Source organism: Amycolatopsis sp. WAC 01375 (assembly GCF_003947325.1).
Classification (GTDB): domain Bacteria; phylum Actinomycetota; class Actinomycetes; order Mycobacteriales; family Pseudonocardiaceae; genus Amycolatopsis.
In genome coordinates, this window is record NZ_QHHW01000059.1 from 15,245 (window position 1) to 41,908 (window position 26,664).

The 26,664-nt window shown below is 68.7% G+C and carries 28 protein-coding genes and 1 tRNA gene; 12 read left to right on the plus strand and 17 right to left on the minus strand.

Features of this window, described 5'->3' with window-relative positions; genetic code table 11:
- The first annotated feature begins 533 nt into the window (after positions 1 to 533).
- The gene (locus DL991_RS39605; protein ID WP_125789472.1) at positions 534 to 755 is read left to right on the plus strand and encodes a hypothetical protein; all 222 of its coding nucleotides are present in this window, start codon (positions 534 to 536) and stop codon (positions 753 to 755) included.
- Positions 756 to 1,094: 339 nt separating this feature from the next.
- On the opposite strand, the gene DL991_RS39610 is transcribed toward DL991_RS39605, so the two are convergent.
- The 6 genes from DL991_RS39610 to DL991_RS39640 form a co-directional block, all read right to left on the minus strand.
- On the minus strand, positions 1,095 to 1,463 hold the full coding sequence (locus DL991_RS39610) for a DUF3817 domain-containing protein (protein WP_233599263.1): 369 nt from the start codon (positions 1,461 to 1,463) through the stop codon (positions 1,095 to 1,097).
- Positions 1,464 to 1,872: 409 nt separating this feature from the next.
- Positions 1,873 to 2,220 carry a hypothetical protein gene (locus DL991_RS39615; RefSeq protein ID WP_199754263.1) on the minus strand — a complete coding sequence of 116 codons (348 nt, stop codon included), beginning with the start codon at positions 2,218 to 2,220 and terminating at the stop codon, positions 1,873 to 1,875.
- Between the two features lie 1,343 nt (positions 2,221 to 3,563).
- Positions 3,564 to 4,502: a ribokinase gene (locus DL991_RS39625; protein WP_233599265.1), complete on the minus strand. Its 939-nt coding sequence runs from the start codon at positions 4,500 to 4,502 to the stop codon at positions 3,564 to 3,566.
- On the minus strand, positions 4,499 to 5,533 hold the full coding sequence (locus DL991_RS39630; RefSeq protein WP_125789475.1) for a phosphotriesterase: 1,035 nt from the start codon (positions 5,531 to 5,533) through the stop codon (positions 4,499 to 4,501). The genes DL991_RS39625 and DL991_RS39630 overlap by 4 nt, the downstream gene beginning before the upstream one ends.
- Positions 5,526 to 6,521: a DMT family transporter gene (locus DL991_RS39635; RefSeq protein ID WP_125789476.1), complete on the minus strand. Its 996-nt coding sequence runs from the start codon at positions 6,519 to 6,521 to the stop codon at positions 5,526 to 5,528. Before DL991_RS39635 ends, DL991_RS39630 begins: the two co-directional genes overlap by 8 nt.
- A 31-nt stretch (positions 6,522 to 6,552) precedes the next feature.
- Positions 6,553 to 7,305: a glutamine amidotransferase gene (locus DL991_RS39640; protein WP_125789477.1), complete on the minus strand. Its 753-nt coding sequence runs from the start codon at positions 7,303 to 7,305 to the stop codon at positions 6,553 to 6,555.
- 111 nt (positions 7,306 to 7,416) lie between these two features.
- Here DL991_RS39640 and DL991_RS39645 point away from each other — a divergent pair, with 111 nt between their 5' ends.
- Both DL991_RS39645 and DL991_RS39650 read left to right on the plus strand, forming a co-directional pair.
- Complete coding sequence (locus DL991_RS39645) at positions 7,417 to 8,406, plus strand: LacI family DNA-binding transcriptional regulator (RefSeq protein ID WP_125789478.1); 990 nt, start codon at positions 7,417 to 7,419, stop codon at positions 8,404 to 8,406.
- Positions 8,403 to 9,461 (plus strand): M20 family metallopeptidase, encoded by a 1,059-nt coding sequence (locus tag DL991_RS39650; RefSeq protein ID WP_125789479.1) that lies wholly within the window; start codon positions 8,403 to 8,405, stop codon positions 9,459 to 9,461. The genes DL991_RS39645 and DL991_RS39650 overlap by 4 nt, the downstream gene beginning before the upstream one ends.
- 1,198 nt (positions 9,462 to 10,659) lie before the next feature.
- Here DL991_RS39650 and DL991_RS39655 read toward each other — a convergent pair.
- Positions 10,660 to 10,736, minus strand: a tRNA-Ile gene (locus DL991_RS39655).
- Positions 10,737 to 11,237: 501 nt separating this feature from the next.
- On the opposite strand from DL991_RS39655, the gene DL991_RS43145 reads away from it, so the two are divergent.
- Complete coding sequence (locus DL991_RS43145; protein WP_199746531.1) at positions 11,238 to 11,390, plus strand: hypothetical protein; 153 nt, start codon at positions 11,238 to 11,240, stop codon at positions 11,388 to 11,390.
- Positions 11,391 to 11,415: 25 nt separating this feature from the next.
- On the opposite strand, the gene DL991_RS39660 is transcribed toward DL991_RS43145, so the two are convergent.
- The 7 genes from DL991_RS39660 to DL991_RS39690 all read right to left on the minus strand — a co-directional run bounded on the left by DL991_RS39660 (position 11,416) and on the right by DL991_RS39690 (position 16,952).
- Positions 11,416 to 11,934 carry a hypothetical protein gene (locus DL991_RS39660; protein ID WP_125789480.1) on the minus strand — a complete coding sequence of 173 codons (519 nt, stop codon included), beginning with the start codon at positions 11,932 to 11,934 and terminating at the stop codon, positions 11,416 to 11,418.
- Between the two features lie 55 nt (positions 11,935 to 11,989).
- Complete coding sequence (locus tag DL991_RS39665) at positions 11,990 to 12,754, minus strand: polyphosphate polymerase domain-containing protein (protein ID WP_125789481.1); 765 nt, start codon at positions 12,752 to 12,754, stop codon at positions 11,990 to 11,992.
- A complete protein-coding gene (locus tag DL991_RS39670) occupies positions 12,751 to 13,335 on the minus strand; it encodes a DUF4956 domain-containing protein (RefSeq protein ID WP_034321767.1) in 585 nt (194 codons plus the stop codon). The genes DL991_RS39665 and DL991_RS39670 overlap by 4 nt, the downstream gene beginning before the upstream one ends.
- A gap of 60 nt (positions 13,336 to 13,395) precedes the next feature.
- On the minus strand, positions 13,396 to 14,058 hold the full coding sequence (locus tag DL991_RS39675; RefSeq protein ID WP_125789482.1) for a response regulator transcription factor: 663 nt from the start codon (positions 14,056 to 14,058) through the stop codon (positions 13,396 to 13,398).
- On the minus strand, positions 14,055 to 15,446 hold the full coding sequence (locus DL991_RS39680) for a cell wall metabolism sensor histidine kinase WalK (RefSeq protein ID WP_125789483.1): 1,392 nt from the start codon (positions 15,444 to 15,446) through the stop codon (positions 14,055 to 14,057). Before DL991_RS39680 ends, DL991_RS39675 begins: the two co-directional genes overlap by 4 nt.
- 9 nt (positions 15,447 to 15,455) lie before the next feature.
- Entirely contained in the window at positions 15,456 to 15,731 is a 276-nt protein-coding gene (locus DL991_RS39685; protein ID WP_125789484.1) for a hypothetical protein, read from the minus strand.
- A gap of 72 nt (positions 15,732 to 15,803) precedes the next feature.
- Positions 15,804 to 16,952: a N(5)-(carboxyethyl)ornithine synthase gene (locus tag DL991_RS39690; RefSeq protein WP_125789485.1), complete on the minus strand. Its 1,149-nt coding sequence runs from the start codon at positions 16,950 to 16,952 to the stop codon at positions 15,804 to 15,806.
- Positions 16,953 to 17,151: 199 nt separating this feature from the next.
- Between DL991_RS39690 and DL991_RS39695 the strand changes: the two genes are divergently transcribed.
- Complete coding sequence (locus DL991_RS39695) at positions 17,152 to 18,087, plus strand: hypothetical protein (protein ID WP_125789486.1); 936 nt, start codon at positions 17,152 to 17,154, stop codon at positions 18,085 to 18,087.
- Here DL991_RS39695 and DL991_RS39700 read toward each other — a convergent pair whose 3' ends face one another.
- Positions 18,088 to 18,906: an NAD(P)H-binding protein gene (locus tag DL991_RS39700; RefSeq protein ID WP_125789487.1), complete on the minus strand. Its 819-nt coding sequence runs from the start codon at positions 18,904 to 18,906 to the stop codon at positions 18,088 to 18,090.
- Positions 18,907 to 19,307: 401 nt separating this feature from the next.
- Between DL991_RS39700 and DL991_RS39705 the strand changes: the two genes are divergently transcribed.
- The 7 genes from DL991_RS39705 (at position 19,308) to DL991_RS39740 (ending at position 23,966) form a co-directional block, all read left to right on the plus strand.
- Positions 19,308 to 20,453, plus strand: coding sequence for a CaiB/BaiF CoA-transferase family protein (locus tag DL991_RS39705; protein WP_125789488.1), 1,146 nt, complete (start codon positions 19,308 to 19,310; stop codon positions 20,451 to 20,453).
- A gap of 58 nt (positions 20,454 to 20,511) precedes the next feature.
- The gene (locus DL991_RS39710) at positions 20,512 to 21,702 is read left to right on the plus strand and encodes an FAD-dependent monooxygenase (RefSeq protein WP_125789489.1); all 1,191 of its coding nucleotides are present in this window, start codon (positions 20,512 to 20,514) and stop codon (positions 21,700 to 21,702) included.
- A 102-nt stretch (positions 21,703 to 21,804) separates the two neighbouring features.
- Complete coding sequence (locus tag DL991_RS39720) at positions 21,805 to 21,996, plus strand: hypothetical protein (protein WP_199754264.1); 192 nt, start codon at positions 21,805 to 21,807, stop codon at positions 21,994 to 21,996.
- A 144-nt stretch (positions 21,997 to 22,140) separates the two neighbouring features.
- The gene (locus tag DL991_RS39725; protein ID WP_125789490.1) at positions 22,141 to 22,722 is read left to right on the plus strand and encodes an RNA polymerase sigma factor; all 582 of its coding nucleotides are present in this window, start codon (positions 22,141 to 22,143) and stop codon (positions 22,720 to 22,722) included.
- Positions 22,713 to 23,279 carry an anti-sigma factor gene (locus DL991_RS39730; protein ID WP_125789491.1) on the plus strand — a complete coding sequence of 189 codons (567 nt, stop codon included), beginning with the start codon at positions 22,713 to 22,715 and terminating at the stop codon, positions 23,277 to 23,279. Before DL991_RS39725 ends, DL991_RS39730 begins: the two co-directional genes overlap by 10 nt.
- Entirely contained in the window at positions 23,269 to 23,664 is a 396-nt protein-coding gene (locus tag DL991_RS39735) for an Asp23/Gls24 family envelope stress response protein (RefSeq protein ID WP_125789492.1), read from the plus strand. The genes DL991_RS39730 and DL991_RS39735 overlap by 11 nt, the downstream gene beginning before the upstream one ends.
- Complete coding sequence (locus tag DL991_RS39740) at positions 23,661 to 23,966, plus strand: hypothetical protein (protein WP_125789493.1); 306 nt, start codon at positions 23,661 to 23,663, stop codon at positions 23,964 to 23,966. Before DL991_RS39735 ends, DL991_RS39740 begins: the two co-directional genes overlap by 4 nt.
- A 61-nt stretch (positions 23,967 to 24,027) precedes the next feature.
- On the opposite strand, the gene DL991_RS39745 is transcribed toward DL991_RS39740, so the two are convergent.
- Together DL991_RS39745 and DL991_RS39750 are read right to left on the minus strand one after the other, a co-directional pair.
- Positions 24,028 to 24,705, minus strand: coding sequence for a fasciclin domain-containing protein (locus DL991_RS39745; protein WP_125789494.1), 678 nt, complete (start codon positions 24,703 to 24,705; stop codon positions 24,028 to 24,030).
- An 88-nt stretch (positions 24,706 to 24,793) separates the two neighbouring features.
- Positions 24,794 to 26,356 carry a molybdopterin-dependent oxidoreductase gene (locus DL991_RS39750; protein WP_199754265.1) on the minus strand — a complete coding sequence of 521 codons (1,563 nt, stop codon included), beginning with the start codon at positions 26,354 to 26,356 and terminating at the stop codon, positions 24,794 to 24,796.
- Positions 26,357 to 26,664 lie beyond the last annotated feature (308 nt).

Consider the following 26,664-nt stretch of genomic DNA (forward strand, 5'->3'; position numbering starts at 1 on the left):
GTTCTGTGCAGGGTAAGCCGAGCGAGAAAGTTCCGCGCCGTGCCCGCGAGGCCACCGGCGGCGCGGTCAGGTAGCCCCGTCGACGGGTCGGCTGCGCGTTCGGACACGAGTCGTGTTCGTTCGTCCATCTTTTCCCGTGAAGCCCACGAAGCACTGTGCCCCAACGGCATCGTCGTCAAGTGAACGCGATCACCGGATTCGACGTCGCCACGGACGATCTCACCGCGCACGTGAGTCATCTCGACGCGTTGACCGATCGGCTGGGCACCGCTTAAGCGGACGCCGCCCGCCAACGCCATCAGCGTCGACGTCACCAGCGGCGAGCACCGGCACGACCGCGAACAAGCCAGCCGCCACCATTCGCGTGTCAGCGAACATTGCGAGGCCATCGAGCTCGTCAGGCCCAGCCAGGGGAACGGGTGCTCCGGCTCCCGGATCACCTCGTCAGGATCAGAGACCACGCCGACCGTGCTCACGCTGCCACCGTCACCCGCCACGCCGCGTTGCGGGCTCTCACTGACCAAGCCAACTCAGTGCCGCGTGAAGTCGTTTCCGCCGTGGTCGGGATCTGTCACTTCGCGCGGGCCTGGGGCGTCGCACCCGACGGCATGCTCCGTGGGAACGGCCTGATCGGCGACGAGGACGCGGCGCGCCTCGAGGAATGGATCTGGACCATCTCCTACGCACTGTCGATGATCTTGGACGGCGACGCGGCGGAGGCCTTCTCCGCGTACGACGACGAACGTCTCCGATAGAAACGGCTACGTGACAGGGGGCGAAGTCGTAGTGAAGGCGCGGGAAGACGACGGCCGCGCCGCTTCGTGTGTCGCCGCGCAGGCCCGGTTGGCCGAGGAGCAGGAGGTCGCGTGGGCGGTGAGCCTGTGGCCGGCGGCGCACGACGTCCGCTGGAAGGTACTACGCGGCGCTCCCCCGGGTTCGCATGACGTTGCCCGCGCGCAGGTGACTGAACGCCTGAGAGGAGGTCAGGAGGCCTTGACGACGACCGAGTGCGCCTTGCCGCTCGATCGCAGACTCGGTGAGGCCCGGCAGGGAGATCAGAGCAGTCCGCGCCAGTCACCTCCTAGCGGGGCTGCTTAACGAGGTAGAGCCTCGCTATCGATGCCGGGTGTCGCCGGGGCGAGGCGGCCCGTGCGACGGAGCCAGATCTCCAAGGGAAGGGTTACCAGTGGAGGGATCGCTGCCAGGACAGCCATGATCGTGACCCTCCGGCTCCAACGCAAGGTGACCGCGGCGGCGATGGTCACGATCACATAGGCGATGAAGGCGATGCCGTGCATCATCCCGAAGATCCGCACGCCTAGCTCGGTGGTTTCGGTGACGTACTTCAGGAACATCCCGGCCAGCAGGCCTGCCCATGTCGCTGCTTCGACGAAGGCGACCGCGGCGAAAGCCTTTCCGATGCGGGCGATTGGGCGAGTGTCGACATCGATGTCGAGGGTCACGTTCCACATCCGTTCGTTGGGCAGTGCGTCCAGCGATTATCCCGGACAGCCGTGCGGTTCTGTCGGCAGCCCGCGGCGGGCATGCCCGCCGGGGGGAGGCGGCGTGGGCGGACTTCCTCGAGCGCGGCCGTACCTACCTGGCCCGCCACGCCCCGGCCAGGTCACTCGGCTCCCCCGGCTCCGAAGCCGGACTGGCTCGCCTGTGCCGGCTGCTGACCGTGTGCGAGGACGTTTCCCCAGTGAAGCCATACACCGGGGCGATGTCCTCAAATACGCCCGCCCGTCGTCCGATACACAGCAGTGCCCAAGCGCGCGGCTGGACCGCGATCCGTGCTCTTGGCACGGCCATTCCTGTCACGATCACGACTGCCGGCCAAGACCGGGAGCCGCGAATGCTCTCCTACCATCTCTACCGGTCGACTTCGTCGAGGACTTCGCGGAGGATGAATGCGAGATCGGCGAGCCAAGCGGCCGCGTCGGCGTCGGATGTATCGTCAGTCAACACCCAGTTCGCGTACCAGGCGACCAGCACCGACAGCGTGCCTGGGGGATGGGATTCGGCCAGCAACGTCTCGATCGCAACTGCGTCCCGACGTACGGGCTCCCGATTTACCCTGGCCGTACGGGCCGCGTCCGCGCGTACTTCGTCGAGGCTCAGGGCATCAGCAACCGTCGTGAGCAGGAACAAGCGGACATGCTCGATCGCCGGAGGCCGAGGTTCCTCCATCCGAGCACGAAGCACGTCCGGGATTTCCACAGGGGCAGGGTATCGCAAGCTCATGACGCGCAGGTCTTGTAGCGACAGCTCGACTAGCATCGTCCGAACCAGGCGAAGTCCCACTCGCCCCTTCTGCTCGCCCGGGACGGTCGCCCGGAATTTTTATGCTTCCAACAACCGTGTTCGGGTGTTGACGTGTCTCGGACGGAACAATTGTCCTATGTGGAACGGGCCATATGGGCGGACCGGACGATCGCCAGCGCTTCTTCGCCCAGGGTATGGCGAGGGAGAACGTCTCCTGCCACCCTCCGGGCAGTTCCTCGCGACTCAAGTACGGGGGGACGCGATCGGCGCCGGTGCCCATGATCTGGTCGAGCGCTGATTTCTCGATTCGCCGAGCGTCCACTCCGGAGCGGTGCATCATCGGGGTGATGGAACAGGAACCTGCGGGCACTGTCCACGGTGCACGAATTGCTGTAGAGCGCAGTGGCAGTGACACCTGGCTGTCGAACGTCGCGCCCCAGGGCGGCGAGCTCCTGCGGCACGGCAGACGGCTGGTACATGGCCAGCGAGTGGCGGCGGGTCGGCGGGATATGGATGGCCATCGCATTCTCGATCCCGTCCCCCGCCCTGTCCGCATCATCTCCTCATATGGAACGACCTCCGCGCGAACTGGATTCGTGAAGAGACCGATCCACTCGCGGTTCAGATACCCATCGATCAGCGCTTGGGTCTGCAGTGCGTCGAGTTGACGCGCCCGCCCCAGTTTCGGCCGGTTGACGGGCGACGGACCGGGCGTGGACGGATCGGGGAGCTTCCAGAGCAGCGTCTCCAGGGCTTCTAACCGGGGTTTTGTGTTGTAGTAAGTTCCCCCGAGGTCCAGAGTGACGAAACACCGCCCACCTGGCACATTTGCTGAGGCAGGGCGGTTTTTTCGTTTCGGCTCACTTTGAGAATTGGCAGCTGATTTCAGCTACCGTTCAGCAGCTGGAGCAGTTCAGGAGCGCACCTGCCAATTAGGGTCACAACCGCTGCCGAGCGGCCTCGCACATGTCGACGAGCTGCGAACTCCTGATCGAAAGTCCGCTCGGCCGTTAAGCTGTCCAAAGCAGGATCAGTCAGTCATTCAGGTCAGCACAGATCGCGGCATGGCCAGGTGCCGTGCCGCGTCGATCTTCTACGTCCTGCCACGGGGCCTATCGGACGCGACGTGATCCCCTGGCGCTCCATTCCTCAAACGCTAGAGTCGGCCGCCGAGGTGCTCCGCCAGCTCGCCATACCCGGGAATATTGCCGCTGATCGGACTACCGGCAAGCGTCAAGTGCCCGATCCGGACCTCTCCCCGGCCCTGCTTCACCGTCACGACAAGCGTGTCGAGATCCTCACTCCGACACCACATCGCCGTCGACTACCTCGGCCGAGGTCGGCAGAGAGGGGTGCGCTCCGTACCGCGTCACGACGATCGCGGCCACTTTCGTCGCGAAACCGCAAGCGGCCACTACATCCGCGGTCGTCGGCTCACCGGGGATTTCCGCGAGCCGGGCGGCGAACGCTCCGACGAACGAATCCCCCGCGGCGGTGGTGTCCACCGCCCGTACCGTGACGGCCGGGACGTGCGTGGACGACGACGCGTCGAGGACGGCACATCCCGCGGCGCCCAGCGTCACGATCACCCATCGGCATCCCGTGGCGGACAGTTCGGCTCCGCCGCGCCGCAAACCGTTGCCGTCGAACGGATCCTGGCCGGTGAGCTGCCGGAACTCGATTTCGTTCGACACCACCACATCGCTGAGCGGCAGCAGTTTCCCGGCCACTTCGCCGGCGGGCGCGGTGTTGAGCACGGTCAGCACGCCACGTGCGCGAGCGGCCGCGAAAGCGCGTTCCGTCGCTTCGGCCGCCGCCTCCAACTGGCCCGCGACGACGCGAAGCCTCGGCAGTTCGCTGATCGCCGCTTCGGCCGCGGCCGCCGGGATGTCGGCGTTCGCCCCGGACACGACGACGATCGAGTTGACGCCCTCCGCGTCGACGGTGATCGCCGCCCGGCCGGTGGGCAGCGCGGACCGGCGCACATGGGTCACGTCGGCTCCCTCGGCGAGCAGGGCTTCCAGGTACTCGTCGCCGTCCTCGTCCTGGCCGACGCAGCCGATCACGGCCACTTCCGCACCGAGCCGGGCGGCGGCGACCGCTTGGTTGCCGCCTTTCCCGCCCAGCTCCCGGCTCGTCGAAAACCCCATCAGAGTCTCCCCCGGCTCCGGGATGCGCGGCACGTGGACGATGTGATCGACGTTCAGTGACGCCACCACCGCGATCGCGCGGCTCATGCGGTCAACCACCGGGCCGGGACGTCTCGCATCAGCCGGGCCACGGCTTCGGCAGGCACGCCTTCGGCTTCGAGCAGATCGGCGAAGACCGTCGGCACGAACACGAGCCCGTTCCCACCGTTGTGCGTCCACATCTGCTTCAGGAACAGGTCGTGCGACAGCATGATCTGGTCACCGAAGCCCTCGTGCACCCACCGCGCCACGGCGCGAGCGGTCTGGGAAACCGTCGGGGCGACACCCTCGCCGGGGAACGAGATGTCGAGGCCGATCATGTCGAACTCCAGCAGCACGCCGCGTTCGAGAAGCCCGCGTTGGTATCCCGGGTCGTCACCGGACGGATCGCTGTGCGCCAGCGCGACTTTGCCCGGGAGCGCACCGCACTCCTCCAGCACGAGGTCGAGCACTTCGTGCCCGCGGCGCTGCCAGCCCGGCATGTGGATGTTCAGCCCCACGGACGGCCGCGCTGCCTGCGCGAGCGCCGCGGCCCGCAAGGAGGCCCGCTCCCCGTCGGTGAAGAACGGCGAGACACCGACCTCGCCGATGACTCCGGCCCGGATCCCCGTCTCGCCGACGCCCTCGTCCAGTTCGGCGAGGATGTGCTCGGTCTGCGCGTCGACGGTGACCGCGGTGATGCGTTCCCCCTCGAACTTCTCCAGGTACGCACCGGTGCCCATGACGATGGTGACCCCGGTGGCCTCGGCCACCGCCGCCAGGGCGAGCGGATCCCGGCCGATCGCCGCGCTGCCGGTCGCGTCGACCAGCGTGCCGCCGCCCGCCGCGGCGAACGCGGTCACCTCGCGCACGACGCTCGCCCGGTCTTTCGCCGCCACGTTGTCGGCGCAGCAGTAGGGATCCTGACGGAGCAGGAACTGCAGGCCCGGCCCGACTTCCGCCTCGGCGAGCCGCCGGGTGGAGGCATAGGCGGGTTCGGCGACCTCGGAGGACAGATCGTTGAAGAGGTGCTCGTGCGGCAGCACCAGCCCGAGGTCCGCCGCGTCGACCGCGCCGAGAACGCCGCGCACCTCAGCCACGACGCACCTCGGCGGGCTGGGCGAGGACCGCCGGTTCGGCCGTGTGCCGGGACGGGATCATCGCGATCGCCGCGGCCGCCAAGGCCACGCCCGCGCCGATGACGGTGACCAGATGCAGGCTGGAACCCGCGGCGGGAGCGACGAGTTCCAGCAGCAGCGACCCGATGAGCTGACCGGCCGTGGAGGCCAGCCCCAGCAGCAGGAGCCCCAGCCCACGCACCAGCAAGGCCATCAACGCGATCGACAGGAGGCCGAGCGGCCCGCCGAAGTACATCCACCAGGTGCCCGGCAACGCGAAGTGCGCGCCCGAGACCGCCATCCGCACCACGTACACGAGGCCGAGCGCCACGAAGCCGATGAGGAAGTTCCAGGTGATGGAAACGAACATCGAGCCGGACAGCAGGCCGACCTCGGAGTTGCCGGCGGGCTGCCAGCCGGCGAGCAGGCCACCGACGAACGGCATGATCGCCAGCGCGATCATGTGCGGAGCCGACCAGTTCGGGGACACCACCAGCACGGTGGCGCAGATGGCCAGGATCGCCCCGGCCACGCGCGGCGCGCTCATCGCCTGCTTGAACGGCACGCCGATGCCGAGGCGGTCGCACACCACGCCGGAGATGACCATGCCGGAGATCAGCGAGGTCTGGAAGATCGCCACCCCGAGGAAGCCCACCGTGACGCCCTCGGAGAGCACGATCACCGCGCCGCACAGACCGGCGAAGAAGTTCCACCGCGGGATCTCACCGCGCACCAGCTGACCGGGCAGCAGGAAGAACGCGTCGCGCGTCCGGGTGCGTGCCAGCACGATGATCAGCATCAGCACCAGGCCGGTGCCGAAGGACACCAGCGCGGCGGCGTGCCCGTCGGCGAGCGCGGTGCCGAGATGTCCATTGACGAGCGACTGCAACGGGCCGAGCATTCCGGCGAAGACGGTCGCGATCGTCAAGACGACGACCGACGCCGCGCGGCCGGTGGGTGACGTACTCATCGAATCCTCCTTGATCCCGAGTGCGCGCGGCTCAGACTTCGCGTCCGGCGAGCCAGGACATCGCCTGCGCGAAGAGCCTGCCGTAGCCGTCCCAGTCCATGAATTCCTCCGGAGCCCAGTGCGGGGAGATGTCCGAGGTGAACGCGAGGGTGCGGCCGCGGCCGACCCGGCGCGCGGCCAGCATGACGTCGCCCTCGACGGTGGCGAGCAGCTCCGCGTCCGGCTTCAGCGTGGTGTGCTGGTAGCCCAGCAGGATCGGCCACTCCTGGTCGAGGCCGGTGACCACCGGATGCCCGGGCTGTACGACGTGGGCGCGGACGCCCTCCGGCGTCTCGACGCGGTCGTCGTACGGGTCGATGTCGACCGGGAGGATCTCCTCGATCGGCGTCCGGTGGTAGTTGGCCTTGCCCTCGAAGCCCTGGAAGCTCAGGTAGCCGCCGGCCATCATCAGGCCGCCGCCGTTCGTGACCCACTCTCGCAGCAGCTTGAGCCGGTTGGGCGTCGGACGGCCGCGGGTGAACGTGTCCGGGTGCAGCAGCAGGGTGTTGGAGCCGATGTCGGAGAGCAGGACGACGTCGTAGGCGTCGAGTTCCTCCAGCGTCTGCGGGAATTTCTCGGCCACGTCGTGCGAACGCAGGTGAGTCACCTCGACCCCTTCCGCCGCCAGCGCCGCCAGCAGCCGCTCGCACCCGATCTCCACCTGCGTGTGCGCGAACGGGTCGTATCCCTTGTGGTCGATCGTCGCACTGACCCACGACTCCCCGGCTAGCAGGACCTTGACCATCGACGCCTCCTTCGAGCGAAAAGCCTTAGCGTAATTTGCGCAACGTAGCGCAACACCGTCAATATAAGATGCGGTCGCAGTCGCCGTCAACGCTCAACGGGGAGGAGCCGGATGTCGCTGGCGAAGGTGGCCCGAGAGGCCGGAGTGGCCGTGTCGACGGTGTCGAGGTACGTCAAGGGGGAGCTCAACGTCGCCTCCGAGACGGCCCGGCGCATCGACGCCGCACTGTCGGCCGAAGGGCATCCGCCCGTGCGGAAACAAGTAACCGGCCTCAGCCTCGGCCTGGTGGTCCCGTCGCTGGACAACCCGTACTTCTCCACGCTGGCGGACGCGGTGGTCGACGCCGCCGCGACGGACGGCGTCGACGTGCTCACCACGCTCACCGGGTCTTCGCCGTCACGGGAGCGCGCCGCGGTCGAGCGCCTGATGCGGGTGCCGGACGTGGGCGGACTGATCTACCTGGGGATGAACACCACCAACGAAGCCTTCACGAGCCGCCTGGCGGGCGATTTCCCGGTGGTCTTCCTCGACGAGTACGTCGAAGCCGCCGGGCCGCGGATCGCGCGGGTCACCGCGAACAGCTTCGGTGGCGCCTTCCAGGCGACCACCCACCTGATCTCCCAGGGCCACCGGCGGATCGCCCATGTCGGCGGACCGGCCGGGCTGCGCACGGCCGACCAGCGCGAAGCCGGCTACCGGGCCGCTCTTAAGACGCACGGGATCGAGGCGGACGAAGCGCTGATCGTGCGAGGCGCGTTCAGCTCGGCGTTCGGTATGAACTTCTTCGCGCACATGGCGCGGACCGGCGCGGAGCCGACGGCCGTGTTCACCGCCAGCGACATCGCCGCGGTCGGCCTGCTCGAAGCGGCCCGCCGCGCCGGGGTCTCGGTGCCGGAAGACCTTTCGGTGATCGGCTGCGACGGGATCACCCTCGGCGAATGGACGTCGCCGCGGCTGACCACCGTGGCGCAGCCGACGGAGCAGATGGCCCGCAAGGCGGTCGACGAGATCACCCGCCTCGCGGCCGGCCGAGACGCGGGCGACCACGTGCTGTCCATGCAACTCGTCGTCCGCGAATCGACCCAGGAGTACCCCGCATGACCGACGAAGCCCTCGCGTTGCTGCGCGATCTGGTGCGCCACGACACCACCTCCGGCGACAGCGCCGCGCAGGCCGCCGCGCAGGAGCTGGCCGTTTCCTACGCCACCGCCACTCCAGGCGTACGCGTGCTGCGACGCTCCACCGCCGGGCGGCCGTGGGTGCTGGTCGGCACCGATTCCGGCGACGGTCCCTTGTTCGTGTGTCATATCGACACCGTTCCCGTCGGCTCCCCCGCATTGTGGGAACGGGCCCCGTTCTCCGCGGACGCCGACGAGGAGTTCCTGCACGGCCGCGGCAGCGTCGACATGAAGGGCGGGCTCGTCGCCGCACTGGCGGCGTTGCGCAACGCCGCGGAAGCCGGTGCCCGCGCACAGGTCCTCATCACCAGCGACGAAGAGATCGGCTGCCTGGGCGCGGCCGAGGCTTCGGCCTCGCTGGAGTTGACACCGCGGATCGTCGTGGTGCCGGAGGCGACCCGCAACCGCGTCTCACTCGGACACCGCGGCGCCACCTGGCTGCGGCTCGCCGCACAAGGGAAAGCGGCCCACGGCTCCACGCCCCAGCTCGGCCGCAACGCGATCCGGCTGCTCGCCGACCGGGCCCTCGGCGCCCTCGAATCCCTCCCGCTGGCCGCCGACGACTACCTGGGCGAGGAAACCGTCAACGTCGGCACCTTCGAGGGCGGGACCGCGACGAACATCGTTCCCGCGTCGGCGGTTCTGACGCTGGATGTGCGCACTGTGGACGGTGGAGCGCCGGCGATCGCTTGGGCTTCCTCGCTCGATCCGGCCATCACCGCGGAGGTGGCTCTCGATCTGCCCGCCGTCCGGACCGCGCGCCTGCCCGAACTGCTCTCCGGCCAGGCCACCGCACCCGCCGCCACCTATTTCACCGACGCCTCGGCTTTGGCCGCGTCCGTGGGCGGCGCGCCGATCGTGATCTGGGGCCCGGGCGATCCCCGGGAGATGCACGCGGCGAACGAAAAGCTGGAACTGGAATCCTGGCGGCAGGCTTCGCGCGACTACCTCGATCTGGTCCTGGCCGCCGCGCGCTGACCTGCATGGCGCGCGACTCAGAGGCTTCTCCCTCGATCACCTCGAGCTCATCCTCCCGACCGGAGCATCTTTTCATTGAATAATGCAGACTTCCGCCGATTCCTTCGCCTGACCTTTCGTGATCACCCTTGAGTACATGGCAGATGACCATCGCGGAATACTCCAATCAAGTAGTCCGGAAACGCTAGGCCAGCGGCTCCGGTGGAACCCAAGGCCGGACGAGAGGACGGCTGATGCTCACCCGCGGACGACCTGCTGACCTTCGAGGTCGACCTGTCCGGTGTGCGGCCTGTCGCCATCTTCCTCGTGGGAGAGCTGTGCGAGTTCGACGCGGAGGCGAACGTCCTGCTGGACGACGACTATCCGGGGGTGGACCCCATCAGGTCCGTACTCAGCGACCGACGAACTGGCTTGTCACGAAAGATTGAACTTGGGTACAGAACCGATGGCACCCCAGACCGCCAGGAGCCATCTGCTGATAGCAGTTAAATTTGTGTTCTGAACACCGCCCATGCACGATGTGCCCCTTCTGGGACCGCCGACTATCCTCAGTAATTGACGGTCGGCTGAAGTGCCACGACGATGCCCTGTCACCTCACCTCGACGCTCTCAAGCCACGACGTGTCGCGGTAATCACCCACGGCTATCCAGATCCCTCACGCTATTTTTCCTGGAGCAGCTCTGGAGCAAGGCGTCGGTCACAAGTGCACCCAACGACGTTGAATCCCATTGATCAGAGCACAACAGCTCCAGCCGACCAGCGGAGTCTCTATACATCTCCAGAACCTGACTGGCAGTGAGGGGGTCAGGATTGCTGTTCTCGCAGATCAGAAAGCTGTCATTTAAAGTGACTCAGAGATTCGCGCAAGACGACAACGCACCGCCGAAGCCGACTACCCACAGTCGCAGGCGAAGGCGTCAGACGAGTCTCCGGCAATGACGTCAATCCAGAGCTGACCACTTCGTGAGCAGGTATCGACAAGCAACGCACGCGTCCACTACCGCAGGTCCCCACCGCAGCGGTTGTGACGAGGAAGCAGAAAGGCTGCTACGCCAACAACCTGCCCCGCAGAGCACTTCTCCTACTATCGGCACACCGGAGCAAACGGAGACGAAACGGAGCCCAATCGCGATTAACGCCAAGGCGAAATTGCCACCGAAGGACCAACATCCCCGCAGATCGGCAGCGATGTTGATGTGGTGGGCCGGGTCGGGCTCGAACCGACGGCCAAGGGATTATGAGTCCCCTGCTCTAACCAACTGAGCTACCGGCCCCAAGGGTGCCCTGACACCTCCGCGAGAGCCGCCCCAGCCCGAACAGCGGGTTTGCGAACGCACAGAAGTCCCAGTTCGCTCCAAGTTATCACAGCGCTCACCTGCCACGATCGCCTAGGCCGCGTCCTGTGAGTCTGCTCGAAGGGCTTCGTGATTCAGGTGGTTCCTGGCGGTGCGGGCGGTTCTGCCTCGTACCGGGTTGTACTCGGTAAGTATCGCCTGGCGTGCTGACCTGTGGAAAGGGAGCGGGGGACCTTTGGTGTCGCGGGCGGGGTGTGTGGATATAGGGACGTTGAGTGTCCCTATATCCACACGGTCACCGGAGGAGGACCGCGAAGATGACTTGCAGGACAAGGCCTAGGCCGAACAGCTGGTTTCCGGCACAGGACGGGCTCCGCTCGTCTAGGTTGCAGGGACCAACGCCGTGCGGCTCGCCGCACGGGACACGCTGACCATCGGGATGGGCCTGGGGTATCACGCCCATCGAACAGGGAGGCGCTCGTGGCGCATCCGGTCGCCATCGGGCTCGGTGTCGTGGTCGTCATCGGCGTCGTGTTGTCACTGAGGGCGAGCATCCGCGCACTGCGGCGAGCCGGTCTCCGTATCGACGCGATCTTCTCCGACGAACTGGACGACCGGCCGCCGCCGCGGTAGTCGGTTCAAGGTCCTGTTTGGACGGTCAGCCGCCCACGCCCGAGCCGCCGCCTGGCGCGCCACTCGTCTCAGCAGACGTCGTGGTCGGCAAGGGTGTCGTAGTCGGCGTCGTGGTCGGCTTCGGCGTGGTTGTCTTCGGTGGCGTCGGAGTGGTCGGCGGTGTCGGCGTGGTCGTCACCGGTGCCCCGCCATAGGCCGCGAAGCTGAACCAGATCGCCCCGCCGGCCTTCGGCGTGGTCTGGTTGAACATCGCCCGCACCTGGAACGTCGCCGCCGTGTACGAACCCTGCACCGTGTTCAGCATGTACGCGTTGAACTGTCCCGGCGTGTTCGCCGAGACGACCACCGCCGCCGGCACCGTCCCCAGCGCGTGCTGCACGGTGCACATCCCGGCGCCATCGGTCACGCACGACGCCTCCGCGGCCTGCACGCTCGGCGCCGGCGACGGGCCGACGGCGCCGGACGTACCGGCGAGCACGGTGCCCCCGGCGGCGGCGACAGCCAGCCCGGCGACGGCGAGCGCGGCTTTCTCCCTGGTCCTCATGTTCGTCCTCCCTCTGATCCCCCAACAGCAGGGGTCGGACGCCGCGTCACGATCGTTACGCCACGCCGAGCCGACGCAGTGCCGGCCGCCACCGGTTCCCGCCGGTGGCCAGCCCCAGCGCCACCAGGCCCGCGCAGTACTTGCTCACGGACTGCTCGCGGATCCGCAGTTTCGCCAGCGCCTCGGTGACGCTGTTGCGTTCGGAGGCCGACTTCACCTCCAGCAGCACCAGGTCGCCGCCGGCGGCCAGGCTGCGCGACCCGGACCGCCAGACGAGTGACGTGTCGCAGGTGACGCGCGCGTCGGCGGTGACGAGGGTGGTGCGTCGGTAGTCGGTGATCAGCGCGGGAGTCAGCGGCCGGGGCGCGGGGCGGCCGTAGGCGGCGGTGAGGGCGTCGTCGAGGAACGTCAGCGCGGGCGCGGTCAGGCCGTGCGCCGCCTCTGCCGGATGCGGGCGGCGGACCTTGACCGTTTCGTCGCGCCGCCCACTCACCTTGAGCTCGCAGTAGGTGTCGGCAGAGTCGGTGTAGGTCCGGGTGCGGATCTTGAACCGGCGCCGCCGGTCCTGCCGGTGCGCCCGGAAGATCGCGAGATCCGGGGTGTCGAAGTACGTCGACGAGTAGCCGAACACGCGTTGCCCGTCGATCTCCAGACAGCGCAGCGACAGTGCCTCGGTGACGGCCAGGAAGTCGTTGAGCTTCAAGACGTACTTGCGGTCCGTCCGGCTCATCAGCCCGCTCGTGGCGACGACTTCCGCGAGCGACAGCGAAGGGAGTCCCTTGGCCACCGCGGCGACGGTGGCCGTTCCGCGCCCGCTCACCGGTGCCCCGCCGGGGCACCGTGGACGACCGCGGCGGCGTCCGGCCGGAAGCGGACGTCGACGACGGTGACCTCGCGGACATAGTCCACTTCGGACACACTGTGCCGCACGACCGTTCCGCCGAGACGGGCTCGCAGTTCCATCAGCATCGTCTGTTCGTCGGGATACACGGTGTCGAGCACGACCGTCCGCCGCTGCGGACCGCGGGTGCGCGACGGGTGGTCGGCGACGTACATGACGGCGAGCAGCAGGACGTTGAAGACGGCGACGATCCGCCAGTCCGCGGACGGCAGCCCGTTCACCAGCCCCAGGACCAGCGCGACGAAGTAGTACGCGACCTCCTGCTGGCTGATCGAATCGGACCGCAGCCGGATGATCGACAGCACCCCGAACAGGCCGAGCCCGAGCGCGCTCGCGGTCGACACGGAAAGCAGCACGGCGACCGAAACGCAGACGCCGACGTTCAACGCGAGATACGCGCAGGCGAGGTCACCGCGGTGGTGACGACGGGCGTAGATGCCGTAGGCGAGGATCACGGCGGCGACGAGGTCGACGGCGAGATGAAGCAGTGTCGTGGTCATGGAAACCACTGTGCCGCCGGAAGGAGAGACCGTCGTGAGAGCATGATGAGAACCGTCTCATCAGGACTCACCGAGCCGGTAACCCATCCCCCGCACGGTTTCGATCCGCTCGGCGCCGATCTTCGCGCGCAGGTAACGGATGTAGACGTCCACCACGTTCGATCCGGGGTCGAAGTCGAAACCCCAGACCCCGCCGAGCAACTGTTCGCGGGAGAGCACCTGGCCGCGGTTGCGCAGCAAGGTTTCCAGCAGTGCGAACTCGCGGGCGGTGAGGTCCTTCTCCTCCCCCGCGACCGAAACCTTCCGCGTGCGCAGGTCGAGCGAGAGCTTCCCGGCGCGCAGCACCGCCGGTTCGGCTTCGGGATTTCCCCGTAGCCGCAACCGGATCCGCGCCAGCAGTTCCTCGAACGCGAAGGGTTTGGCCAGATAGTCGTCGGCGCCGCCGGACAGCCCGGCGACCCGGTCGACTACGCTGTCCCGCGCGGTCAGGATGATCACCGGTACCGTCCGGCCCGCCGCGCGCAGGGCCCGCAGCAGATCCGAACCGTCGAGGTCCGGCAGCCCGAGGTCGAGGACGACCAGATCGTGCGCGCCGGTCAACGCCTCGGTCAGTCCTTCGGAGCCGGTCTTGACCCAGCGGGTCGCGAAACCCTGCGCCCGCAGCCCTTTCTCGACGAACGCGCCGATCCGGGCGGAGTCCTCCACCACCAGCACACTGGTCACCGGTCCACACCTTCCGCGACGGGGATCTCGATGGTGAACCGCGCGCCTTCGCCGGGCGCGGTGTCGAGCAGGACGCGGCCGCCGTGTGCCTCGGCGATCGCGGCGACGATCGCCAGACCGAGCCCGGCTCCGTCGTCTCCGCTCGAGTTGCTGCCGCGTTTGAAGCGTTCGAAGATCCGGCTCCTCGAATCGGGCGGGACGCCCTCGCCGGTGTCGCGGACCCAGAGCCGCGCCGTCGTCGCGGTCACTTCCGAGCCGAGGGCGATCTCCTGGCCCGGCGAAGTGTGCCGGACGGCGTTGGAGACCAGTTGCAGCAAGGCCTGCGCGAGGCGCTGACCGTCCGCGCGGACGGTCATCTCGGCGACCGCGTCCAGCCGCCAGGCGCGGTCGGCCAGCGGACGGGTTTTGGCGAGGGTCTCGACGGTGAGGTCGGCGAGGTCGGTGTCGCCGGGCGCGAGGAAGTCGGGGCTGCCGGATTTCGCGAGGATCAGCAGATCGTCGACGATCCGTTGCATACGCCCGAGTTCGTCGAGGACCAGATGCCGGGTGGCCGCGTTCTCCCCGGGATCGTCACCCATCAGCTCGAGATGGCCACGGACGATCGTGATCGGCGTGCGCAGTTCGTGCCCGGCGTCGTCGATGAAGTCGCGCTGTCCGGCGAAGGCGCTTTCGAGCCTGTCCAGCATCGTGTTGAAGGTGCGGCCGAGCGCGGCGACGTCGTCGGAGCCCCGGACCTCGATACGGCGGGAAAGGTCGGTCTCGCCGATCTGTTCGGCGGCCAGCCGGACCTCCCGCACCGGCGCGAGGATGCGGCCGGCGACCAGCCAGCCGATCAGCCCGGCCAGCACCAGCGCGGCCCCCGACATCGCGGCCATCACGCCGGCGACGTCGTTGATCTCGCCCGCGGCGTGGTCGACGAACTCGACGATCACCAGCGCGCCGCGGCCCGGCGAGCCCTCGATGGTCACCGGGACGACGCCGTAGCGCGCCGACCCGACAGCGGTGGTGACCGTGCCGTAGGCCGGGCTCGTGGCCCTGGACAGTTCGGCGACGAACTTCGGGTCGGTGTCGAGCCGGACCGGGGGCTCGATGGCGCTCCGCCTCGACGCCACACCGTCGCTGATCGAGAAGAACGTCTCGTACTTCTCGGGCAGATTCCGTTCCAGATGACGGCCGAGGACCGCCTCGGCGGTGGCGGGCTGCCCGGCCGGGCGGGCGTCCGGCGACGCCAGGAAGGCGCGGAGCTTGCCGGTCTCGTGCGCGATCTCGTTGTCGAGCCGCTGGTCCAGCTGGTTGTGCAGGACGGTGCGGGTCGCCAGCAGCGACCCGGCGAGCGCCAGCAGCACGACCAGCAGGACCCACGCGAGGATCCGGGCGCGGGCGCTCATCGGCCCCGCTCAGTCGTCGAGGTCGAAGTCGAAATGGTCGTCACCGTCATGGTCATGGTCACTGTCATCATCGAGGTCGTCGTCGTGCCCGGCCAGCCGGGGCGGGACGACGGCGGGCGGGGCACCCGACTCCCCCGGCCCGGTGACGGCCCGCCCCGCGGGGGCGACGACCGCCGGGCCGAGGTCGGGCGGCGAGGCCGCGGTGGCCGCGATGACGGCGAACGTGCCGGTGGCCGCCACCACGACGGCGGCGACCCCGGCCAGGACGATGATTCGGACTCGCATGACACCAGGCTGCCCTGGGCCGGTGAGTCACCGATGAGGACTCGATGAGAACTTTCTCATCGAGCCCGCGCCTCACTCGTGCGCGTGCGGATACTCCGGCGAGCGGTGCTGGAAGGACAGGATGTCGGGATTGCGGATCGTGCCCTCGCTGATCTCGATCGCCCGGTCGAGGATCGGATCGGCGGCCCACGCGGACGGGCCGGCCAGCACCTGCTTCAGATGCGGCAGCAGGGCGCCGCTGATCTCCCAGGTCGCCGAATCCCAGAGGTAGGACGGGCTGTGGTCGACGGCGTAGTAGGTGAGGCCGCCGACCTCGAAGGTCGGCTCCATGAACGTCGTCGGCTTGGCCCAGCCGAAACCCATCGCCTCGTCGCAGGAAACGTCGATGACGAGGCTGCCGCGCCGGAACTCGGCGAGGTCTTCCTCGACGAGGAACGTCAACGGCGCCTTCGGGTCCTGCAGCACACAGTTGACGACGATGTCGTGCCCGGCGAGGAACTCCGCCAGCGGCACGCGGCCGTCCTCGGTGATCGCGTGGCTGCGGCGGAGGTCGGCCGGACCCTTCAGGTCGTGGTCGAGATGCACGATGTTCGCCGAATGGATCGGCGATCCGACCGCGGTGACGCCACGGTGGGTGAGCACGTGCACGTCGTGGATTCCGTGTGCGTTCAGCGCCGTCACCGAACCTCGCGCCGTGGCGCCGAAGCCGATCACGACGGCGCGGAGACGGCGGCCGTAGTCGCCGGTCGAGCCGGTCAGCTGCAGCGCGTGCAGCACCGAGCAATAGCCTGCCAATTCGTTGTTCTTGTGGAAGACGTGCAGGCCGAAAGAACCGTCACTACGCCAGTGGTTCATCGCTTCGAAGGCGATGAGCGTCAGTTTCCGGTCGATGGCCAGCTGGGTGAGCTTGTCGTCCTGAACGCAGTGCGGCCAGCCCCAAAGGGTCTGTCCCGGCCGGAGTTCGGCCAGGTCTTCCGCGAGCGGTTTGGCGAGGAGAATGACGTCGCTGTCCGCGATCAGTTGTTCACGGGAACGCAGGCCCCCGACCAGGGGCGCGAGGTCCTCGTCCGGAATGCCGAAGCGTTCGCCGTAGCCGTTTTCGAGAAAAATTGACGTACGGAGACCGGGGTCGATCCGCTCGAGATGTCGCGGGTGGATCGGAAGCCGCCGCTCGTTTTCTTTTCGCGAGTGGGAAATGACGCCGAGAGTGAGTTGGTCCACTTGGGGCCCCTTAAATAGACCTCCAGTCTAAACGCAAGGCCCGGCGTGGACTCAGGGTGTCCGAGAGCATCTCGCCGCCGAACCGCCGTCCCTGCTCGCCGCGAGGGGAGAGGGACCGTTCCCCCTGCACCTCATGGCGTAAAGTTCCCTTGAATCCAAGGGGGAATCCGTGCGTCTTCGGTCCGTGTTGTGTGCTGCCTTGATCTTGTTCGTCGCCGGCTGCGGGAGTACGCAGAAAACCGGCCAGGTCGCCGTGCCGAGCACCGCGGCGTCGAGTCCGGCGACGACACCGGCCGCCACCGGGACCGAGCAGGCCATCCCGCGCACCCGGATCTCGCTGCCGGTTCCGGACGGCATGCGGGTGGAGCCGAGCCTGCCCGGCATCGGCCGGTCGAACTCCCGGACCTCCATCGTGGTCGTGGAGCAGCCCGCGAACGGCAAACCGGCCCGCGAAGCGATGGCCGAGATAGCGGCGGGCTTCACCAGCGAACAGGCCCGGCAGAAGGGGCTCGACCTGGAAAAGCCGGTCGAGACCACGATCGCCGGGTTCCCGGCCTTCCTGACCAGCGGCGTCCAGCGGGCATCGGTGGGCACCTTCGCCAAGGTCAACGCGATCCTCGCCGCCGAGGACGTGCTGGTGATCATCACCGGCACCCTCGAACCGGGCGACCCGCTGACCGTCGACGACGTCAAGAAGACCATCACCGGCGCCCGCTGGAGCACCGAGGCCGCGCCGGGCGACATCGGTTTCGATTTGACCCCGGCGGAGGGCTACCAGCGGAAGGAATCCACCTCGAGCCTCAGCTTCACCCGTGGCGCGCAAGGCGGCCCCAAACTCGTCGCCGCACCGTCGATGGGCGAGCCGCGGCTGCCCGAGGACAAGCGCGCCTACGCGGTCGACAGGTTCGGGAAGCTGCCGGCGAAGCCGTCCGCCGACACGGTGACCGAGGTGACGATCGCGGGGATGCCCGGTTTCGAGATCGTCGGCCACGACAGCAAGGGCAAGACCGCGTACGCCGTCATGACATTCACCGAAACCGGGTACATCCTCGTCGGCGGCGACTTCGACCCGGCCAAGGACGGCGACCAGCTTCCCGCTTTCAAGCAGATGGCGCGGTCGCTGGTGCTCAAGTAGTCACTTGAACGCCGCCGCGTTCCGCGCCGCCCAGTCGGCGAAGGTCCGCCCCGGTCGTCCGAGCACCTTCTCGACGTCGGGGCTGACCCGCTGCTCTTCCTCCGTCGGCCTGCCGAGGATCGCGAGCGTGGCCTCCACGACCACCGGCGGCATGAACACCGACATCGCCGCACGGGCCTCGTCTTCGCTCAATTCGGCGAAGCGCAGCGGCTCGCCCAGCGCGGCGCCGAGGTCCGCCGCCTGCCGCCGCGGCGAGATCGGCTCGGGTCCGGTCAGCACGTAGGACCGGCCGTGGTGGCCGGATTCCCGCAGCACGGCCGCCGCGACGTCGGCGATGTCGGCGGGGTCGATGACGGGCAGCGCGACGTCTCCGAACGGCGCCGCGACGACCCGATCGGACCGAATGGCCGGCGCCCATTGGAAAGCGTTCGACGCGAAGCCTCCCGGCCGCAGCACTGTCCACTCCGGACTCGACGCCTTGACCGCTTCCTCGTACGCGGCCGCGTGCCGCCCGGTCCCGACACCCTGGGAGGACAGGAGCACGATCCGGGCTCCGCCGGCCGCCGCGACGACCTCGGCGACGTCACCGCCCGCCGCCAGGAATTCTCCCGACGTCAGAAGGAAAACCCGGCCCGCGCCGTCGAAGACCTCCTTGAGCCCGTCGGCCCGGGCGAGGTCGGCCCGCACGGTCCGCACGCCGTCGGGCACGTCCGACGGCGAGATCCGGCGCGACACCGCCGTCACTTCTTCTCCTGCGGTGGCAAGGGTTTCCACCAGCAGCCGCCCTACATTCCCGGTCGCTCCGGTCACCACGATCATGGTCGCTCCTCGGTTCGCGTTTCGTTGACGCGGCCGAAGCTACCGTCCCGGGGATAGTAGGTACCTAGAGGAAAGTAATGGGAAACCCGGCCTTTCGTGAGCGTGATCACAGCTCGCGAAGAAGAACTGTGCCCGATTAGCCCGATTTGCACGGTTTTCCGAGGAGGCCTTCGCTGAACCCATGGTCGATGCGCCACACGGCCGCGAGCGAATCCCCGCCACCCGCGACACCTTTGCCTTACCCCTCAACAGAACCGCCTTTGCCACGCACGAAACCGCATATACAGGCATCAAGGGGACATTCAGCGGCCAAGGCGCGTCCTTTGTGGACACTGGGGCGTGGCCGACACCCGCCGGGACCTCCGGAGGACTTCCGATGGCGACCACTTAGTCTCGGACCCATGCCCGAAACCGCACTCGGCCCGCTGCGCGTCCTCGACTTCTCGCGGGTGCTCGCCGGCCCGTTCGCCACCATGCTGCTGGCCGATCTCGGCGCGACGGTGATCAAGGTGGAGCGGCCGGGCACCGGCGACGACACCCGCAGCTGGGGGCCGCCCTACGACGCGACCGGTCAGGCGACGTACTTCCAGTCGGTCAACCGGAACAAGACGAGTGTGGCGCTGGACCTCGGTGACCAGGAAGACCGCGCCCATGCCCGCGCGCTGGCGCTGGAGGCCGACGTCGTGGTCGAGAACTTCCGGCCCGGTGTGATGGACCGGCTCGGTCTCGGCCCGGAGGTCCTGCTGGCGGCGAATCCCGGCCTCGTCTTCTGCTCCGTCACCGGTTTCGGTTCCGGCGGCGGCGCCGCGCTGCCCGGCTACGACCTGCTCATCCAGGCGGTCGGCGGGCTGATGAGCATCACCGGCGACCCGGCGGGCGAGCCGCAGAAGGTCGGCGTCGCGCTCGTCGACGTCTTGGCCGGGCTGTTCGCGAGCGTCGGCATCCTCGCCGCCTTGCGCCACCGCGACCGCACCGGGCAGGGGCAGCGGGTCGAGATCGACCTGCTGTCCAGTCTGCTCGCCGCACTGGTGAACCAGGGCAGCGCGTACACCTCCGGCGGGACGGTCCCGGCGCGGATGGGCAACCGGCACCCCAGCATCGCGCCCTACGAACTTCTCCCCTGCGCCGATCACGAACTCGCGCTCGCCGTCGGCAACGACCGGCAGTTCGCGGCGTTGTGCGAGGTCATCAACCTGCCGGAGGTCGCGGGCGACGTCCGGTTCGCCACCAATCCGGCGCGGGTCGAGCACCGGGCCGAACTCCGCGCGCTGCTCGAAGACCATCTGGGCAGGCGCCCGGCGGCAGAGTGGGCGGCGGAGTTGAGCGCGGCCGGGGTGCCCGCAGGGGAGGTCAACGACGTCGCGGGCGCGTTCGCCCTCGCGGAACGGCTCGGCCTGAACCCGACGGTCGATCTCCCCCGGCCCGACGGCACTTCCGTGCGGCTGACCCGCAACCCGATCGGCCTGTCGGCGACGCCGCCGCGGTACGAGACCGCGCCGCCGGACGATCCCGGACAGCTCACCCTTCCCTTGCCCGGCTGGAGCTGACGAAGGGCCGTCAGCGGACTGTCAGCGCTTCGTCAACGCCGGCCGCGAAGCTCCTGCCATGACCAACAGGACAGTCCTCATCTCCGGCGCGAGCATCGCCGGTCCCGCCCTCGCCTTCTGGCTCTCCCGCCAGGGCTACGCGGTCACCGTCGTCGAACGGACGGCGGAACTCCGCACCGGCGGCCAGGCGGTCGACTTCAAGGGCGCGACCCACCGCACCGTGCTGGACCGGATGGGGATCCTCGACGAGGTGTACCGGCGCCAGACCGGCGGGCACGACCAGACCATCATCGACGCCACGGAGCGGCCGCTGGCCGTCATGCCCGGCGAATTCACCGGCGGCGACGTCGAGATCCGGCGCGGCGATCTGGCCGCGATCCTCTACGAACGGACCGCTCAGGACTGCGAGTACGTCTTCGGCGATTCCATCGCCTCGCTGACCGAAACGGCCGACGGCGTCGACGTCACCTTCGAGCGCGGTGCGCCGAGGCGGTTCGACCTCGTCTTCGGCGCGGACGGCATCCACTCCACCGTGCGACGGCTGGCGTTCGGCCCGGAAACCGACTACGTCGAACATCTCGGCCACTACTACGCCCTGGTCGAGACCGGGGAGGGCGACGACTTCCGCGGGCCCGGCGGCACCTCGGTCATGTACAACGAGCCCGGCAGGCTCGCCGCCACCGGCGGACCCAAGGCGGCCGCGTTCTTCGTGTTCGCCTCCCCCGAAATCGCCTACGACCGCTACGACACCGGGCAGCAGAAGGAGATCCTGACCGCCGCGTTCGCCGACGGCGGCTGGCGGCTGCCAGAACTGATGGAGGCGGTGAACCGCTCGGACGACGTCTACCTGGACTCGATCAGCCGGGTCACGATGGACGGCTACTCCACCGGCCGCGTCGCTCTCCTCGGCGACGCCGCGTACGGCAACACCTTGGCCGGCTTCGGCACCGGGCTCGCCATCGTGGCCGCGTACGTCATCGCGGGCGAACTCGCCGCGGCGAACGGCGACCACGAGGTGGCCTTCCGGCGGTACGACGAGAAGTTCCGCGGCTACGCCAAGGTGGCCCGCGGCGCCAACGCCGGCCCGTTCCTCGCGCCGCCGACGAAGCTGCGGATCAAGCTGCGCGACCAGCTGTTCCGGCGGGCGTTCATGCTGCGCTGGATGCTGTGGGTGACCGACAAGTTCGCCACCGACATCACCCTCGAGGAGTACCCGGCGCTCGCCCGTGGTGTTGATTCACAGCGGTGATTCACAGAGCCGGCGCGGCACCCTGGCCGCGCTCGTCTCCGGCCCCGTGCTCGGCGACCTGGAGCAGGAGGCCCACGCCAGCCGGCGGTTGCCGTCCCGCACATGCGCGCGCAAGGCCTCGCGGCCCTCGCCGGTGATCGCGATCCGCTGAGCCCGCCGGTCGTGCTCGTCGGGGCGCTGACCCCGCAGGTCGCCCACCTGCCCGCCTGGCTCGGCGCGCTCGGGCCTGCCGTCGTGCTGGCCGTGTTCACCCCCGTGAGCCTCTTGGCGTTCCGACGGCGGGCGATCACCTGACTTTCGGCGTGCGCGATCCCCCGTGCCGTGGTCGGCTGGGTTTCCCGCGTGACGTTTCCGGGGAAGCCGTGTCTAAAGGGTTGTCACCGGACGTTGGTGATGTGAAGGGAGCTTCGGCATGACGGCGCTGCACAGGTGCGCTCGATGACGACGTCGGCGAGAAGTCACGCGCCCGCGGCCGGCGAAACGGTGCTGGACGACGCCACGCTGGTGGCACGCGCCCGCGACGGCGAGATCCGCGCGTACGAGCAGCTCGTCCTGCGGTTCCAGGGGCCGATGTACCGGCTGGCGCTACGGATGCTGGGGAACAAAGGGGACGCCGAGGACGTCGTCCAGGAGGTGTTCCTCGTCGCCTGGCGGCGGCTCGACCAGTTGCAGGAGGACGCGGCGTTCGTCGGCTGGCTCTACCGGACGACGACCAACCGGTGCCTGAACGTGATCCGCGCCAGGAAGCCGGTGGCCGACGTCGAGCTGGACCAGCAGGAATCCACCGGTTCGGCGGGGCGGCCGGAGCGTGCGGCCGAGACGAGCGCGCAGCTGGCGGCGCTGACCGGGGCGCTGGACCGGCTGACCGCCGAGCAACGGGCCTGCTGGCTGCTGCGGGAGGTCCACGGCCGCTCCTACGAGGAGATCGCGAAGGCGATCGGGGCGACCACCACTGCGGTGCGCGGACGCATCGCACGAGCACGAGCGGAGTTGGCGGAGGTGATGGCTCCATGGCGATGAACCACGCGACTCAGGACTACTTGCTCCCGTGCGGCCGGGACGTCGAACTGGTTTGGGAACGGCTCGACGAGGTCGACGCCGGCCACGCGGACGCGCACGAACTCGAGTGCCCGCACTGCCGGGCGACCCACGAGAGCCTCCGGGTGCTGCGCGGGCTGACCAGGGAGCTGGCCGACGACGACACCGAGCCGTCGCCGGATCTCACCAGCCGCATCATGTCCGCGGTCCGCGCCGAGGTCCGGCGTCGCGATCTGGTGCCGCTGGACAGCGCGGAACCGGGCGAGGTGCAGGTGAGCGATCAGGCGGTCGCGGCGGTACTGCGGTTCGCCGCGGATTCCGTGGACGGCGTCCGCGCGCGACGCTGCCGGGTCCTGCCCGCGCCGGACATCACCGACATGACGGCCGTGAACGTGGAACTGAGCTTGGCGATCGCCCATGATTTCGACGGTGACTCGCTGGACGTGGTCCGTGAGCGGGTCACGGCGGCGGCGGGAGCCAGGGTCGGCCTTCGCCTGGCCCGGCTCGATCTGGTGGTGGAGGACATCTATGACGCCTGAACAGGCCCCTGCCAGACAGCTGACCGAAACGGTGATCTCCCCGCCGGTGATCGCGGCGGTCGCCGCGCACGCCGCGGCGAAGGTCCCCGGCGTGGTACGCCTGGAACCCGGTTTACGCGGGCTGGCCGGCTCGCTGACCCGGATCGCGCGGCAGCGGATCAAGGGCCTCGAACCGGCGCCGACCGAAGGAGTCCGCGCGGTCGTCGACCAGGACGACGTGCGGGTGGAGATCGACCTTTCGCTCTCCGGGCTGGACCAGGCCGCCGCGACCGCGCAAGCGGTGCAGCGTGCCGTCAGCCGGGCGGTCACCGAGGCGACCGGGCTCACCCCGTCGGCCGTCTCGGTGTCCATTTTGGACATCGAAATCCGTGGAGGACTGTTGTGACCGCACGTTCCGAACTGACCGCTTCGCTGCTGAGCACGCTCCGCGATGTACCGGGGCTGCGCGCGGCGACGCCGTCCACCACGGCCGCCGCCTCGGCGGTGCCGTGGGATCTCGACGTGATGGCCGTCGACATCACCGAGAACGTCGTCGAGATCCGCGTCGTGGCGCTGGAGGTGCCGATCCCGCCGCTCACGGAGGCCGCCGGGGCCGCCTTGCGCGCGGTGCTGACCGGAACCCCTTGGGAGAACGCGAGTCTGCGTCTCGTGGTGACCGACGTGGATGCCGCCGCGCTCGTTCCCTGACATACGAAGATCGCGGTGGCCGCGTCCGAGGGCGTGGCCACCGCGATCAAAGGGCGGGGACCTAGTTCTTGTTGGTGCCCGGGGTCAGGACCTTGTCGATGACGAAGACGGTGGCGTTCTTGGTGGGGATGTTGCCGCACAGCACCTTGGCGCCGTTGACGGTCATGTTCTCGCCGGAGCCCTCGATCTTGACCGGGCCACCAGCGGTGTTCAGGCTCTCCAAGGACTTGGCGGACTCCAGGCCCTTGGCGTCGTAACGCTTCCCGACGACGTGGTACTGCAGGATCGGGGCGAGCTGGTCCGGCTTGCCCGCCAGTTCGGCGAACTTGGCGTCACCGAGTGCGGCGAAGGCCGGGTCCGCGGGGGCGAAGACGGTGATGGCCTGCTGGCTGTTGAGGGTGTCGACCAGGTTGGTGGCCTTGACCGCGGCGACCAGCTTGGTCAGCAGCGGGTTGGTCGACGCGGCGCTGGCGACGGGCTGCGGGCCCATCGAGTCCAGCGAACCCGGCGCGCTGCCCTGCGGCAACTGCGAACACGCCGGGCCGAACACGTCGGCGTTGGTGGTCACACCGTCACCCGAGGCGGCACTGGACATCGGGGCCGACATCGACGAGGACGGGGCGGGCGCGGGGGCACTGCTGGAGCTGCCGGACGAAGCGCTGTCATTGCTGCTGCAGGCGGACAGGGCCAGCGCGGCGACCGCGGTGAAACCGATTCCTGCGACGCGAAGCTTGTTCACGGAAAATCACTCCATTTGTTTTTCGGACTCTTACCGGGTATTCGGAACCACCACGGAATCGGATTGCCACTCTTTCGAGTGACCCCGATCACCGTGCGGTGAAACTGATGACATGCCAGCCCGTCGCACCGTCCGGAACGGTTCCGGCGCGGGCGTCGGTCTGGGTGTAGCCGGATTTGTCGACCGCGCGCACGGTGACCTGATGGCTGCCGGCCGGGACGTCGAATTCGGTCCACCACATCCGCCAGGTGTTGAGGCCGACCTCGCGGGAAAGCATTGCGGGCTGCCAGTTCCCGCCCGCGCCGAGCCGGACTTCGACCCGCTCGACACCGGTGCGCTGCGCCCACGCGACGCCCGAGATCCGGACCTTGCCCGCGGGCACCGTTTCGAATCCTTTCGGACTGTCGATCCTGGACTGCGTTTTGATCGGGGCCTGTTCGCCCCAGCCGCGGTCGAGCCAATACGCGCGGCGCGCTTTCCAGGTGGTGATCTCCAGATCCTTGACCCATTTCGTCGCCGAAACGTAGCCATAGAGGCCGGGGATGACCATTCGAGCGGGAAAACCGTGTTCGACCGGCAGCGGTTCCCCGTTCATCCCGATCGCCAGCATCGCGCCCCGCTCCGGATCGAGCGCGGCGACGACCGGACTGCCCGCCGTCCAGCCGTCGACGCTGGTGGAGAAGATCTGCTCGGCACCGGGCAGGACTTCGGCCTCCCGCAACAGCTCCCCGAGGTCCACGCCGATGAAGTTCGCCGTGGACACGTAGGTGCCGCCGACCTCGTTGGACACGCAGGTCATGGTGATCGTGCGCTCGATCAGCGGCCGGTTGCGGATGTCGTCGTAGCTGTACCGCTTTTCGTTGCGCACCATGCCGTGCAGGCGGAGGCTCCAGTCCTCGGCCCGGACCTGCGGCACCGACAGGGCGGTGTCGACGCGATAGAAGTCGCGGTTCGAGGTGAGGAACGTCGGCGTGCCCAGTTTGGCGAAATCCGCGTCGGCCGGGATCGGCGGCGCCGGCTCGGCGGGAACGAGCCGGCCGATCGCCGCGCGGGAGGACTCCGCGTCTCGCGTGCCGGCGAGAAGCTGCCCTCCGGCTCCCGCCGCCCCCGCGGCCACGACGGCACCCGCCCCGGCCAGTAGCACCGACCGGCGCGACGGAGCGGCGCCTGAAGCCTCCTCGACGCTTCGAGACCTCGCGATGGCGAGGCGATGCAGCCAGAAGAAGACGCCGACTCCGGAGATCAGGCTGGCGAGCGGCGCGAGCAGGGCGACCGAGTCGAGGTCGGGACGCTGCGACACGGCGAACCCGCCCAGCAGACCGAAGGCGGCGATCAGCACGACCCCCGGAACGGGCGACCGGCGCGAGGCGACCCCCGCCGCGGCCGCGGCGAGCACCATCACCACGGCCATCCCGCCGAGCAGCACGAGCTTGTCGTAGACACCGAACGTGCGGACCGCGAAATCCTTCAGCTCGATCGGGGTCAGATCGATCGCCCCGTTGCCGACCGCCAGGTACGGCGAAGCGTTGGCACTGATGAACCCGGCCACCAGATGACCGGCCGCCAGTGCCGCGGCGAGGGCCACGACACCGATCAGCGCCGCTCCGAAGAAGGGGAGGCGTGGTTGCCGATCGGCCCGCGAAGTCTTCATGCCAGGTATTCGCAGCCGTCGGGGTTACGGACTGGTTTCCTTTTGCCGCAAGGGAAATCGACGCTTTTCGCAGAGGGTGTCACCAAGTATTCGTGGCGGAGGGCTTCGCGGACGGGTCACGAAACGGACACGTCCGCGAGCGTCGCGTCGGCCGGGGTGGTCGTGAGTGGCGATTCGGGTTCTAACCCGAATCGCCACTCACGACCCCAACACAAGGCCGGCCGTGCCGTGACCAGCTGGACGACACGCGTGAGCCAACGGACGACACGCGTGACTGGATGGACGACACGCGCACGGCCGGCCCACGC

What these genes read in the sequence shown, in the direction of transcription:
- DL991_RS39730 (WP_125789491.1), top strand. Translation starts at nt 22,713, where the DNA reads ATGGCGATGAACCACGCGACTCAGGACTACTTGCTCCCGTGCGGCCGG.
- DL991_RS39750 (WP_199754265.1), bottom strand. Translation starts at nt 26,356, where the DNA reads ATGAAGACTTCGCGGGCCGATCGGCAACCACGCCTCCCCTTCTTCGGA.
- DL991_RS39685 (WP_125789484.1), bottom strand. Translation starts at nt 15,731, where the DNA reads ATGCGAGTCCGAATCATCGTCCTGGCCGGGGTCGCCGCCGTCGTGGTG.
- DL991_RS39725 (WP_125789490.1), top strand. Translation starts at nt 22,141, where the DNA reads ATGACGACGTCGGCGAGAAGTCACGCGCCCGCGGCCGGCGAAACGGTG.
- DL991_RS39710 (WP_125789489.1), top strand. Translation starts at nt 20,512, where the DNA reads ATGACCAACAGGACAGTCCTCATCTCCGGCGCGAGCATCGCCGGTCCC.
- DL991_RS39635 (WP_125789476.1), bottom strand. Translation starts at nt 6,521, where the DNA reads ATGAGTACGTCACCCACCGGCCGCGCGGCGTCGGTCGTCGTCTTGACG.
- DL991_RS39640 (WP_125789477.1), bottom strand. Translation starts at nt 7,305, where the DNA reads ATGGTCAAGGTCCTGCTAGCCGGGGAGTCGTGGGTCAGTGCGACGATC.
- DL991_RS39670 (WP_034321767.1), bottom strand. Translation starts at nt 13,335, where the DNA reads ATGACCACGACACTGCTTCATCTCGCCGTCGACCTCGTCGCCGCCGTG.
- DL991_RS39735 (WP_125789492.1), top strand. Translation starts at nt 23,269, where the DNA reads ATGACGCCTGAACAGGCCCCTGCCAGACAGCTGACCGAAACGGTGATC.
- DL991_RS39625 (WP_233599265.1), bottom strand. Translation starts at nt 4,502, where the DNA reads ATGAGCCGCGCGATCGCGGTGGTGGCGTCACTGAACGTCGATCACATC.
- DL991_RS39680 (WP_125789483.1), bottom strand. Translation starts at nt 15,446, where the DNA reads ATGAGCGCCCGCGCCCGGATCCTCGCGTGGGTCCTGCTGGTCGTGCTG.
- DL991_RS39650 (WP_125789479.1), top strand. Translation starts at nt 8,403, where the DNA reads ATGACCGACGAAGCCCTCGCGTTGCTGCGCGATCTGGTGCGCCACGAC.
- DL991_RS39700 (WP_125789487.1), bottom strand. Translation starts at nt 18,906, where the DNA reads ATGATCGTGGTGACCGGAGCGACCGGGAATGTAGGGCGGCTGCTGGTG.
- DL991_RS39720 (WP_199754264.1), top strand. Translation starts at nt 21,805, where the DNA reads ATGCGCGCGCAAGGCCTCGCGGCCCTCGCCGGTGATCGCGATCCGCTG.
- DL991_RS39705 (WP_125789488.1), top strand. Translation starts at nt 19,308, where the DNA reads ATGCCCGAAACCGCACTCGGCCCGCTGCGCGTCCTCGACTTCTCGCGG.
- DL991_RS39645 (WP_125789478.1), top strand. Translation starts at nt 7,417, where the DNA reads ATGTCGCTGGCGAAGGTGGCCCGAGAGGCCGGAGTGGCCGTGTCGACG.
- DL991_RS39660 (WP_125789480.1), bottom strand. Translation starts at nt 11,934, where the DNA reads ATGAGGACCAGGGAGAAAGCCGCGCTCGCCGTCGCCGGGCTGGCTGTC.